Origin of the sequence: Pseudomonas sp. xss_4, from assembly GCF_043104125.1 — a bacterium.
Lineage (GTDB): Bacteria > Pseudomonadota > Gammaproteobacteria > Pseudomonadales > Pseudomonadaceae > Aquipseudomonas > Aquipseudomonas parafulva_B.
Map to the genome: position 1 here is coordinate 1 of NZ_JBICKJ010000051.1, position 11,936 is coordinate 11,936.

The 11,936-nt window shown below is 57.2% G+C and carries 13 protein-coding genes; 7 read left to right on the plus strand and 6 right to left on the minus strand.

Annotation, left to right across the window (positions count from 1 at the left end):
* Positions 1–145: 145 nt before the first annotated feature.
* Together mnmH and selD are read right to left on the minus strand one after the other, a co-directional pair.
* Entirely contained in the window at positions 146–1,279 is a 1,134-nt protein-coding gene (gene mnmH / locus ACF8GB_RS10305; protein ID WP_326383375.1) for a tRNA 2-selenouridine(34) synthase MnmH, read from the minus strand.
* Positions 1,279–2,313 (minus strand): selenide, water dikinase SelD, encoded by a 1,035-nt coding sequence (selD, locus tag ACF8GB_RS10310; RefSeq protein WP_392526972.1) that lies wholly within the window; start codon positions 2,311–2,313, stop codon positions 1,279–1,281. The genes mnmH and selD overlap by 1 nt, the downstream gene beginning before the upstream one ends.
* A 195-nt stretch (positions 2,314–2,508) precedes the next feature.
* Here selD and ACF8GB_RS10315 point away from each other — a divergent pair, with 195 nt between their 5' ends.
* The 4 genes from ACF8GB_RS10315 to phnE are packed head-to-tail and all read left to right on the plus strand — an operon-like array spanning position 2,509 to position 5,763.
* Positions 2,509–3,363, plus strand: coding sequence for a putative selenate ABC transporter substrate-binding protein (locus ACF8GB_RS10315; RefSeq protein WP_058604349.1), 855 nt, complete (start codon positions 2,509–2,511; stop codon positions 3,361–3,363).
* Positions 3,364–3,371: 8 nt separating this feature from the next.
* Complete coding sequence (locus tag ACF8GB_RS10320; protein WP_078479450.1) at positions 3,372–4,178, plus strand: phosphonate ABC transporter ATP-binding protein; 807 nt, start codon at positions 3,372–3,374, stop codon at positions 4,176–4,178.
* On the plus strand, positions 4,172–4,999 hold the full coding sequence (locus tag ACF8GB_RS10325) for an ABC transporter permease (protein WP_078479082.1): 828 nt from the start codon (positions 4,172–4,174) through the stop codon (positions 4,997–4,999). Before ACF8GB_RS10320 ends, ACF8GB_RS10325 begins: the two co-directional genes overlap by 7 nt.
* Positions 4,996–5,763, plus strand: coding sequence for a phosphonate ABC transporter, permease protein PhnE (gene phnE, locus ACF8GB_RS10330; RefSeq protein WP_392526973.1), 768 nt, complete (start codon positions 4,996–4,998; stop codon positions 5,761–5,763). Before ACF8GB_RS10325 ends, phnE begins: the two co-directional genes overlap by 4 nt.
* Before the next feature lie 33 nt (positions 5,764–5,796).
* Here phnE and ACF8GB_RS10335 read toward each other — a convergent pair whose 3' ends face one another.
* Entirely contained in the window at positions 5,797–6,690 is an 894-nt protein-coding gene (locus tag ACF8GB_RS10335; protein ID WP_058637447.1) for a bestrophin family protein, read from the minus strand.
* 246 nt (positions 6,691–6,936) lie between these two features.
* Here ACF8GB_RS10335 and ACF8GB_RS10340 point away from each other — a divergent pair, with 246 nt between their 5' ends.
* Positions 6,937–7,992 carry a diguanylate cyclase gene (locus ACF8GB_RS10340; RefSeq protein WP_145255818.1) on the plus strand — a complete coding sequence of 352 codons (1,056 nt, stop codon included), beginning with the start codon at positions 6,937–6,939 and terminating at the stop codon, positions 7,990–7,992.
* Here the strand turns inward: ACF8GB_RS10340 and ACF8GB_RS10345 are convergent, their stop codons facing one another.
* From ACF8GB_RS10345 to ACF8GB_RS10355, 3 genes are all read right to left on the minus strand, one after another.
* Positions 7,993–8,640, minus strand: coding sequence for a trypsin-like peptidase domain-containing protein (locus ACF8GB_RS10345; protein ID WP_058604354.1), 648 nt, complete (start codon positions 8,638–8,640; stop codon positions 7,993–7,995). It lies immediately after the preceding gene.
* Between the two features lie 428 nt (positions 8,641–9,068).
* Positions 9,069–9,428, minus strand: a complete 360-nt coding sequence (locus ACF8GB_RS10350) for a hypothetical protein (RefSeq protein WP_392526974.1) — start codon at positions 9,426–9,428, stop codon at positions 9,069–9,071.
* A gap of 13 nt (positions 9,429–9,441) precedes the next feature.
* Positions 9,442–10,524 carry a hypothetical protein gene (locus ACF8GB_RS10355; protein WP_392526976.1) on the minus strand — a complete coding sequence of 361 codons (1,083 nt, stop codon included), beginning with the start codon at positions 10,522–10,524 and terminating at the stop codon, positions 9,442–9,444.
* 465 nt (positions 10,525–10,989) lie between these two features.
* Here ACF8GB_RS10355 and ACF8GB_RS10360 point away from each other — a divergent pair, with 465 nt between their 5' ends.
* Both ACF8GB_RS10360 and ACF8GB_RS10365 read left to right on the plus strand, forming a co-directional pair.
* A complete protein-coding gene (locus tag ACF8GB_RS10360; RefSeq protein WP_392526978.1) occupies positions 10,990–11,379 on the plus strand; it encodes a hypothetical protein in 390 nt (129 codons plus the stop codon).
* Between the two features lie 13 nt (positions 11,380–11,392).
* Positions 11,393–11,929 (plus strand): hypothetical protein, encoded by a 537-nt coding sequence (locus tag ACF8GB_RS10365; protein WP_392526979.1) that lies wholly within the window; start codon positions 11,393–11,395, stop codon positions 11,927–11,929.
* Positions 11,930–11,936 lie beyond the last annotated feature (7 nt).

Here is an 11,936-nt window from a genome sequence, read left to right on the forward strand (position 1 = left end):
CTGAAGTCGCGAAGATCAAGATCAAGATCAAGATCAAGATCAAGATCAAGATCAAGATCAAGATCAAGATCAAGATCAAGATCAAGATCAAGATCAAGATCAAGAGCAAGAGCAAGAGATGAGTAGGGTCGAGAGCTGAGAGTTGCTAACCTAATCGGGCTGCTTGACTCAATCCTATCCCTCGCCGCGCGCGCTGCTCCAGATACTCCCGCACCTGCACAGCATCCCCAACAAACTCGATCCGCTCGGCCTTCGCCTCACGCTGATAGGCATACATCGGGTCGTAGTACTCGTTGAGCAACCCCTCGATCCAGCCTCGGTGCAGGTCCACGCAGCCACTACGCAATTGCTCTCCCAGGGCCTGCTCAAGCAGCGCGGTGAGCCGCTGATGGCGCTCACCGCCCAGGCGCTTGCGGATGTTGGCCATGCTCTGCAACATGCGCTGCGCGAACAATTGCTGCCCGGCTTGCTCGCCATGCAGGGCGATGAACTCGGCACTGAGGTCGATGACATAGTCGCGCAGGATGCGCTCGACCCGGCTATCGAAACTGTCCTCCAGCCACACCAGCGGGTAGTGCTGCATGCCCTGATACAAAGACAAAGGCACCGTGCAACTGCCAACGATGCGGCCTTCATCTTCCAGCACGAACTGGCCAATGCCTTGCGCGCGCTTTTTCAGCACATCGATGGCCAGCTGGTTCTCGAAGTCGATCTGAGCCGGTTGCCCGGTGGCGCGTTTGCCAAAGCTCGACCCGCGATGATTGGCATGGCCTTCAAGGTCCAGTACGTTGCCCAGCTGTTGCAGCACATCGGTCTTGCCAGTACCGGTCAAGCCGCCAACCAACACGAAATCGCACTCGCTTACGGCCTGCTCCGTGGTCTCGAGCAGGTAGTTGCGCATCGCCTTGTAGCCCCCGGTGATACGCGGGTAGCGAATACCGGCTTCATCGCGCAACCACCCTTGGACGATCTGCGAGCGCAGGCCGCCACGAAAGCAATACAGATAGCCTTCCGGGTGAGCCTGGGTGAATGCCACCCACGCCTCCAGACGAGCCTGCTTGGTGGCGCCGCCCACCAGTTGATGACCCAGGGCGATGGCGGCAGCCTGGCCCTGCTGCTTGTAGCAGGTGCCAACCTTCTGCCGTTCCACATCGTTCATCAGGGGCAGGTTGACCACGCCGGGAAAGGCGCCCTTGGCAAACTCGACGGGCGCACGCATGTCCATCATCGGCACATCGTCGAGGAACAACTGGCGGAAATCAGTGCAGTCGGGCCGCATCAGAAGACCTCGACCGCGTGGCGCTGTCGCTCCGCCAGGTAGCCGATAGGCGACAGTTGCAAGCCCAGGTCGGCGGCTGCCGCGAGAAATGCGTCCTCCCCTTCCGGGGTTACGGCCACCAGCAGCCCACCGCTGGTCTGCGGGTCGCACAGCAGGTGCTTCTGATCGTCACTGAGCGCGCCTAGCTTGTGCCCGTAGCTCTCGAAGTTGCGCAGCGTCCCCCCTGGAATGCAGCCGGCGGCGAGGTAGTGCTCGACACTTGGCAGGCGGGGCACCTTGGCGTAGTCCAGGTGTGCGGTCAGGCCGCTGCCTTCTGCAAGCTCAACCAGATGGCCTAGCAGGCCGAACCCGGTGACGTCCGTCATGGCCTTGACCCCGTCGAGCTTGCCAAAGCGGCTGCCTGGTGTGTTCAGGGTACACATCCAGTCGCGCGCCACGCCTCGATCCTGCTCGCGCAGCACGGCTTTCTTCTCGGCGGTGGTGAGGATGCCGATGCCCAGGGGCTTAGTCAGATACAGGCGGCAGCCCGCCGTGGCGGTGTCGTTACGCTTGAGATGGCGCTTGCTGACAACGCCAGTCACCGCCAGGCCGAAAATCGGCTCGGGTGCATCGATGGAATGACCACCGGCAAGCGGGATACCGGCTTCGGCGCATACCGCCCGGCCACCGCGGATCACCTCACGGGCAACCTCTGGTGCCAGGACGTTGACGGGCCAGCCCAGGATGGCAATGGCCATCAGGGGATCACCGCCCATGGCGTAGATATCGCTGATGGCGTTGGTTGCCGCGATGCGGCCGAAATCGTAGGGGTCATCGACGATGGGCATGAAGAAGTCGGTGGTCGACACCACACCGCGCTCCTCGTCCAGGGCATACACGGCGGCATCGTCGCGCGACGCATTGCCGACCCAGAGCTTCGGATCCAGGGCCTGGGCACCGCTTTCGGCCAGGATGACGTCCAGCACCTTGGGGGATATCTTGCAGCCACAGCCGGCACCGTGGCTGTACTGGGTCAGGCGAATCGGCTCGCTCATGTGTACCTCGGCAGGTCAATTTATCGCGCGATTGTAGCAAAGCTGGTCATTGGGCCTGCGGCTCTTATAATCGTCGGGTCAATGACTCGCATCGAGCTGCAAACTGCACGTCGGCAAGGCAGCCCACCTGCACTGCCTGTTATTGCGCGCAGCCTCGAACTCACCCCATTCCCCGCTATTGAACCGGAGAAACCCATGCTCAAACGTCCCTTGGCGCTCGCCGCCAGCCTCGTGCTGTCCTGCTGTGCCCTGGCCGTCCAGGCCGCAGAGACACTGCGTGTCAGCGCCATTCCCGACGAAGCGCCCACCGAACTGCAACGCAAGTTCAAACCCTTGGGCGAATACTTGTCCAAGCAGTTGGGCATGCAGGTGAAGTTCGTGCCGGTGGCTGACTACCCGGCCGTGGTCGAGTCGCTGGCCTCCGACCGGCTGGACCTGGCGTGGCTGGGCGGGTTCACGTTCGTGCAGGTGCACCTGAAGGATCCGACTGCCACGCCGCTGGTGCAACGCGAGCAGGACGCCCAATTCACCTCCAAGTTCATCACTGCCAACCCTGCAGTAAAAAGCCTGGCGGACCTCAAGGGCAAGTCCTTCGCCTTCGGGTCCATTTCTTCCACGTCCGGTAGCTTGATGCCACGCTATTTCATGCTCAAGCAGGACAACATCAAACCTGAAGGGTACTTCAGCCGCGTAGCCTATTCCGGTGCCCACGACGCCACCGTGGCCTGGGTACAGGCTGGCAAGGTCGATGCCGGTGTGCTCAACGCCAGCGTTTGGCAGAAACTGGTGGACGCCGGCAAGGTCGATACCGCCAAGGTGCGCGTGTTCGCCACGACCCCGACCTATTTCGACTACAACTGGACGGTGCGTGGCAACATGGACCCGGCCCTCAAGGAAAAGATCAAACAGGCCTTCCTGAACCTTGACCCCGCCGATCCAGAGCAGAAAGCCATTCTCGACCTGCAGGCAGCCAGCCGCTTCATCGAAACCAAGCCGGAAAACTACGCGGGCACCGAGCAAGCCGCCCGCGAGGCTGGCTTGCTCAAGTGACGTCTGCCGTGCCTTCTGAAGCAGTCATCGCGCTGCAAGGCGCAAGCTTGCGGCATGGCGCGGTGCGCGCCCTGGAGGGCGTGACCTTGCGCATCGCGCAGGCTGAGCGCGTCGCCATCATCGGCCCGTCGGGGGCGGGCAAGTCCAGCTTGCTGCACCTGATGGCCACGGCGACCAGGCCGAGCAGCGGCCGTCTGGAGGTGCTCGGGCAGCAACCATGGGCGTTGTCGGCAGGGGCCCGGCAGCGCCTGCGGGCCCAGGTAGGTCTGGTTCACCAGGCGCCGCCACTGCCGCCGCGCCAGCGGGTGGTCACTGCCGTGCTGGCGGGCCGTCTGGGCCAGTGGGGGCTTGGTCGCAGCCTGCTCAACCTGTTGTATCCCTGCGATGTGCCTGGTGCGCGCCAGGTCTTGGCCGAACTGGGGCTAGCAGACAAGCTGTTCGTGCAGTGCGGTCAACTGTCAGGCGGCCAGCTTCAGCGGGTGGGTATTGCGCGGGTGCTGTATCAGCAGCCTCGTATCATGCTCGCCGACGAGCCGGTGTCGGCGATGGACCCGGTATTGGCCGATCACAGCCTGGCGCTGCTCAACCGGCATGCCCAGGCCACTGGCGTGGCGCTGGTAGCCAGCCTGCATGCGGTCGAATTGGCTCTGGCCCACTTTCCCCGGGTGATCGGCATACGCGAAGGGCAGGTGCTGTTTGATTGCCCAGCCGAGGCTGTGACCGATGAGCTGCTGCAAGCGCTGTACGCCAACGAGCAGCTGGTGGCCAAGCACGGCCTTAATGCGAGCCCCCACGTGCAGTTGCCCAGATGCTGAACGCCAGTCAACGTGATCCGGCAATGGCGCCAAGAATACTGATCGGGTTGCTGGCCATCGCGGTCCTGTGGCCGGGTATCCAGTTGAGCGAGTTGAACCCGGCCGTGCTTTTACAGGCCGAAAACCGCGAGCAGATGGCGAGTTTCACGGGGGCATTCTGGCCACCTGCACATGAGCGCGACTTTCTCGAGCTATTACTTGAGGCCACCCTGCAGACCTTGGCTGTGGCCACCGCCGGTATGGCGCTAGCCTGGCTGCTGGCCGTGCCGGCAGGGTTGCTGGCCAGCCGCGCCTTGTCCCTGAACGCTGCCTCGCGTGGCGGGCGCCCGGGTGCCTGGTCGCGCCTGGTGCGGCTGCCCGTACGGGGCGTGCTGATCTTCCTGCGCAGCGTGCCTGAGATCGTCTGGGCACTGTTGTTCGTGCGCGCTGTAGGCCTCGGGCCCACGGCCGGGGTGCTGGCAATCGCCATTACCTACAGCGGCATGCTGGGCAAGGTGTATGCGGAAATCTTCGAATCGGTGGACCAGCGGCCCGCGCACGCCTTGTTGCAGGCGGGCAGTGGACGGCTGGCCGCCTTTTTCTACGGCATCTTGCCCAATGCCGTCAGCGAAGCGGTGTCCTACACAGTATACCGGTGGGAATGTGCAGTACGGGCATCGGTGGTGATGGGGTTCGTGGGGGCCGGCGGGCTGGGTCAGCAGATCGACCTGTCCATGCGCATGTTCGCTGGCGCCGAGGTAGCCAGCATGTTGTTGACGTTCCTGGCCCTGGTGATGCTTGCCGATGGGCTCAGCCGCCTATTGCGCGGGAGGCTTGCATGAATCGGCTGATCAATCTGGCCCTGTTGGCCGCGCTGCTGGCAGCCATCGTCGGTTCGTTCGCCTATTTGGGGTTGGATTTCGGGGCGTTGATCGACAATGGTGGGCTGGCCCAAATGGGTGAGTATGCCGGACGGTTCCTGACCCCGGACCTGTCCAGCGAGCATCTGCGTGCGGTGGCGCATGGCGCATTGGAAACCCTGGCCATGTCCGGTATCGGCACGTTGCTGGCCGTCGTCATGGGCCTGTTGCTGGCGCTGCCGGCGGCGGGCCGGTTTGGCTGGCCGTTGCAGGGGCTGGCCCGGTTGCTGCTCAATGCGCTGCGCGCCATTCCGGAGCTTGTGTGGGCCGCGCTGACCGTGCTGGCAGCTGGACTTGGGCCAAACGCTGGCACCCTGGCGTTGGCGCTGCACACCGCCGGCGTACTGGGGCGTCTGTTTGCCGAGGCGCTGGAAAACGCCTCGCCTGAACCTGCCGCAGCCATTCGCCTGCAAGGCGCGGGGCAGGTAGCAGCCTTCTGCTACGGCACCTTGCCTAACCTGTGGCCGCAGTTGCTGGCCTACAGCTTGTACCGTTGGGAAAACAATATACGCATGGCCAGTGTGCTGGGCTTTGTGGGTGCTGGAGGCTTGGGGCAGATGCTCTACACCACCTTGAGTCTGTTTCAGGAAGCCCAGGCCAGTACGGTGATCATCGGGATGCTGGTGCTGGTGTTCCTGGTCGATGCGCTCAGTGATGTACTGCGCCAGCGTTTCGTAAGGGCCTGATCAGGCCAGCGGCCCTGCGGCCGCTGCCTGTTCTCAAGCGCTCACGGCCTCGGCCGATTGCGCCCCGCGCTGCATCGATTCCAGGTTGCGCTCGATCGTCTCGCAGATGGTATCCATCTGGATCTGGTGTTCGCTGAAGCGGAATGGGCTCTGCAAGTCGGTACCGATGCGCTCGATCGCCAGCAGCATGAAGCCTACAACCGTGGAGGCCAGGGGCGTGAACCACTCCAGCGACTCCACTAGGCCGACCGGTACGATCAAGCAGAACAGCGTGATGAACAACCGGGGGAAATAAACATAAGGGTAGGGCAGTGGCGTATTGGCGATTCGCTCCATGCCCCCTTGTGCATTGGACAAGTCCACCAGCGTGGACTCAAGGCGAGCCAAGCGGATGCTGTCCAGCCGGCCCTCCTGATATTCCCTGGCCAGTAACGCGGCCGAACCACTCAAGATGTCATTGGCAAAATTGTTGGAGCCGTGGTGCCGCTCGAATTCTGCCTCAGGGATAAACGCCACCAGCTCCTGCGGGCATTTCTCCCCTTTCAGGTGCGCTGCCAGGCAGTTGATGTAGGCGATGTGCCGACGCAGCAGGGTCGCCTTGACCGGATTGAGCCCCTCGTCGGGGTCATCGATCAGGGTCAGCGTCTGGCGGGCAAAGCTGCGGGAACTGTTGACCAGGGCACCCCACAAAGTACGTGCCTCCCACCAGCGGTTGTAGGCGCTGCTGTTACGAAAGCTTACCAGCACAACCAGCGCCGAACCCATCAGCGAAAGCGGTATCAGGGGCAGAGTGAACTTGCTGTTGAGAAAGAGCATGAAATCAATAGTGACCAGTACGTCCCAGATCAGCAGCCAGAACAGTGACCAACCGATGTAGCCGAAGGTTTTCACGACCAAGCGGTATTTGCGGAGGATGACGTCTTTCAAATGGCGCACCTTAAACGGTTCAGGACCTTGGATGGGACGTCGGGTCGCGCCGAAGGTTCTGGATGAGGTTGTGGCAGCGCATGTGGGGCTGACAGGTGCTGAGGCGACATCCCAAATGAGTGTATGCATTTCATCCAGACGCGTTTGCCGGCCTGATTTGGATGGTGGCACAATGCCTTGCCTCAGCATGCACATGCTTCGCAGTTGTACCGTGCACCTTCAGCCTTATCTTCTCGGTATCCCACCATGATCGAGCGCACCGGCACGGGCCTTTCCTTCGCCAAACGCATGTATGCCCCACGCGCCATCGGAACTGGCCTAGGCTTCTTTTGTGTGATGATCGGAATCGCGCCATTGCAGCCAGGGGGATGGGTGTGGGCGCTGTTACTGGCACACGGTTTTGTCTGGCCGCACCTGGCGTTTCAGATTGCTCGGGTATCCGCCCAGCCCTACAAGGCCGAGCAGCGCAACTTGGTGGTCGATGGCTTCGCCGGGGGTTGCTGGGCGGGTGTCATGGGGCTCAACCCACTGCCCAGCGTGATCATCCTGTCGATGATCGCCATGGACAAGATTGCGGCCGGTGGCTGGCCCCTATTCATGAAAACGGTACTTGCCCAGGGTGTCGGCATCGCCCTGGGCCTATGGCTGTTCGCGCCGCCGCTTTTTCCGGCCACTACGCAGGCGCAGATGCTGGCGTGCCTGCCGATCCTGCTGATCTACCCCATGGCCATCGGCATGATCTGCTATCAGGTGACCGTCCAGTTGGGCCAGCATAAACGTGCACTGGCCCGCCTGAGCCAGACCGACAGCCTCACGGGCTTGCGCAATCACGGGGCGTGGCAGGAACTGCTGCTGCGCGAATTTGCACGTTGCCGAGCTAGCACAGGGAGCAGTTGCCTTGCCCTGATCGACGTCGACCACTTCAAGCAGATCAATGACCGTCATGGCCATCAGGTGGGTGACAATATCCTGCGGGTGATCAGTGCCACGCTTTCCTTGCACTTGCGCAAGCATGACCCTGCGGCGCGCTATGGCGGGGACGAATTCTGCGTGATGCTGCCTGACACGACGCCAGGGCAGGCAAGGGAAGTGCTTGAGCGGCTGCGCCTGGCCGTGGAGGCGTTCCGCGACCCAGCGCTGCCGCACCTTAACTTGAGCCTGAGCATCGGTATCGCCCCTTACCATGCAGGCATTACCGATGCCCAAGCCTGGCTGCATGCCGCCGATATGGCGTTGTATGCCGCCAAGCGCGCCGGGCGAAATTGCATCGTCCTGGCGCCCCAGGCCTCTGAACCCGCCTGATCAGGGTTTTGCAGCCACAGCCACAAAGCCTTTGACCGACGTTGGGGCCTGAGGCTTGGACTTGCGCGCCAGCATGTACTGGTAGCGCCGCCACTCCTTGTCGATCTCGCTGAAGGACATGAACACACTGACCCGGTCCTTGCCCACCAGATCCGGTCGTCTGACGGCATCAATGCCGCTGGTGGGGATGATGGCGATGTTGATGCCTACCACGTTACCGTCATCGGCGAATACCGGGCCGCCAGACATCCCCTTGGTGATCGGCCCGTCGTGCACCGAATAGAACACGCTGCCAGGGGTGCCATCGAGCCGGACCAGTGACGAGAGCGCGTGGCCCTTGCCCTGCACGGGCATCATCAAGCTGTTGTAACCCACCGCCGTAACCGCTTCTCCAGGCACATATTGACGCCAACGCGGTATTTCACTGGCCTTGTGCTTGAAGAACACCACATCGCCCAGGCCTTCATGGACCACGTTGCGCAGGAAAGGGGTGTGTTTGGCGGTGACTGCATAATCCGCATTCCACTGGATGGCGCTTGCCATCAGCAGCATGGGCAGCGGCGCTCCGGACGTCACCACGAAAGCTTGACTGTAGACCGGGTCTGAAACGTAGGACGTTGGCACTCCATTGCACCCACTCAGCAGCATCATTGCCGCCATACAGGGCGCGGTTGTTTTCATTGATCACACAAGGGGAGGGGGTTGAGGGGAGCCGCACTATGGCTAAATGCCATCAGTTAGGCAATGCGTTCGGTTGTTATCCGACGAAATGAGAGTAGGCGGAGGGTATGGCCACTGGCCAATAGCATTGCTTCATGTTCAGGCACCAGCGAATCAATAGGCTGACGCCAGGCAAATGTGATGCACTGAGCGGTTTTCACGGCGCAAAAAAAAGCCGACCATTTAAGGTCGGCTTTTCGGATTTGGTGCCCCGAGGGAGACTCGAACTGTCTCTAAAAACGAGCGAAACCCCTGTAGGCATTGGTTTGTAAGGGTTTCATCATCATCTACTTCCAAAAACTACTTCCAAAATGGTGCTCAATGATGGCTCGTTCCCGATGGGCGATTGCTGCAGATTACATATGCTTCATCCGGTAGTCGATTGCGATGCTTTCGGCTTCAGCTTTCTTATCAAGATCAAGCTTTGTGCCACCCTTCTTGACTATCTCGTTGACGTGCATTCCATCAAAATAAGCGCCAAGATCCTTCTTGATGTCCTCATTGAAACCATGATCGACGACCCAAGCGTTCATGAGGTTGGGCACTGCTACTGCGAGGTCTTTCTTTTGCTGCGGCGTGAGCTGGTCGCTGTGCTCAATGAAACGGCCCACGTCATCGATGGTCTTGGATTTTACAATAGGACTATCATCCCCACCACAGCCAGCTAATACAATACTCATACTGACAGCTAACAAAAATCTAGCAATATTATTCATTATCATTCCCCGATTAGGCTGAGGTGGACTGCTGATCCATGTCAGCCAATTGCTTTTTAAAGTCGTCGATACGCTTTTGTGTCTGTTCTAACTGGTTCTTCGCACTTACCAGATTGCTCTCTGACCAACGCTTCCAGCCTGCCTCATCTAGAGTTTCAGCCACGGCTACCTTCTTCCCGGTGTCAGTGGCCGTGAGGATCTTAATGTTAACGGACAGATCGCTCGGGGCGTATTTAAAAGCACCGGAGTAAGAGATATTATATGAAACGTGGTAAGTTGAACCAGGTGCCACACCGTCGCCTGGGACTTTTTCAAGTGCGTTACGATTCACGATTCCGTTCTGACCAGCTTCTACGATTGTTTTGAAATATATTTGATCAAACTGAAATTGAGAGCCATTCACCACATCAAATTCGACAAAACGTTTACGTGGGCCGTCAGTTTTGAGAGAGATGTTTTTTATCTCAACTTTCGAGTAATCAGCGACGGCATCTGCATATGGTTGTTTCAGCGTTTCCGCTTCACTAATCTGAGCTTCGAGTTTTGGAATATTTTGTTCAAGCTGGGCGATGTTTTGGCTCAGTTGCAGCCTACGTTGACGTGCAAACTCCAGCTTCTGCTGACGAGCCTTCTCTTCCATCTGTTTCTGACGCTGGGCTGCAAGTTCATCCTGTGCTTTCTGCCATTGCGCTTGGAGAGTTGCCAATTCCTTGTCCCAGTCCGATTTTTTATCAATCACATCAGACGCAGTTTTTCCATCCATAAGCTTTAGGAATTCACGCTCCGTGTTCTCTTCAGCGCTTGTATCGATTTTCTGGCCGCTTGCACCGTTCATGAGCTGAGAAAAGATTGCTCCAACGTTTTGCTCTGGGGTGCGCCCGCCATGGTTCTTGGCATAAACATAGTTAAGGCCAGTCTCGTAAGCTTCTTGAAATTTGACTTTCTCAACGGGGTCCATGTCCTTCGAGATTTTCTGGACGCTAGCCTTCAAGATCGGCATGGATGTTGCTTCGAGTTTCTCTTGGCATCCAGCCAATAAGGATACCGAACCGAAAAGCACTGCGATTGCTAACATTTTACGATTCAAAAGCGACATAAGGGTCCATCCACCACTATTAGAGGAAAAAAGATTGTTCCACAGGGAATGGCCAAGAGCCAGCATTTTCGCTTACAAAACATTTGACGAGCCCCAGCACCAGGGGTTTCAGGCAGAAGGGGGGGGGGGTTACGCCTAAGCCGAATACCCTGACAAGGGTCGAAAACGGACAAATACTGCTTGATTAGCTGTTCTTTTCGATCAAAAATTCCGTGATGCTGTGTGGGTGAGCCATACGTGATCAACGAAGCTTTGTAGTAGGAACGCAATCCACACCGGCACATCGAGTAGGCAGTTCGATGCAGCGGTCGAATATATTTGAAAAGGGATTTTAATGTCAGGTATTTGTTAAGTTCTAAATTTTAAGTAGTAATGGTCGAGCACTGGCTGCCCGGCATTAGCAAGCTGTTCCAAATTGTCAAGAAGAGTCAAATTTAATAAGCCCAATATAATAGGACAAACCTGGTGAATGAGGATAAATTCGGAAACTTTACTACGAGTGATGCCAGAAGTTTCACGAATAAGCAAGAAGCTTTTTATCACGAAGGTCAACTATACGAAGAGGATAGGAAACGTGAGGCTGAATATCGACGTCTGTCAAAAGGTGGAAGGCGAAGCGACTTAACGTTTACAGAGATAGTATTATTTGGTCCAGCCCTATTTTTGTTTGTGCTTCTGCTCTTATCGTCGAGCGCGATGGTATTAACAATTCTGGTGGTTTGGATTTTCGTTGCTGTGTTAATTAACCGTTATCTAAAGAAAATTCCTAAAAAAACTCAGAAAATATATTTTTGGTTTTCGGTAATTATATTGGGAATTGTCTTCGTCGCTTACAAAAGCCTTACAGCACAATAAGGAAATATAGGGTATGAAAAAGATTTTCGCTATCGTTGCAGTGACGTTATCTCTGAATGCTTTGGCAGAAGCCCCGAAAGAACCGATTGAGCAAAATTTAGACTACGACAGAAAGGGGCTGAGCATATCAGTTCAGGGCTTGGCTAACCGTATTTTGGATCGAGCTGGTAAGGCGAAGTATTGGGTCATTAATCTCAATGATGTTGAATATGCTTACTCAATAAGAAAGCTAGGTTCGGGCGACGTAGAATATAAAGGCAAACAAAGTGACATTGATGGTCTTGTATTTTTAGAGGTAATCGGATTCAAGGATGGTAGAGAGTTGAATAATCAGCTTACAGTTTACCGTCCAAGCAAGTATAAAAACGCTATATATTTGGAAAAGTTTGATCGAAACGAAAATAGACCCTACCAATTCAATTTGAGTTTAGATTCAAAAGGAAATTTAATGATGGTTAATGGGCTAAATGATGTGAGATATCTGATTCCGTCAGATAAGCTAAAAGAACCAAAATCGTTGAAGGAATTAGGGAAAAAATTTAACTTTTGAAGATAAA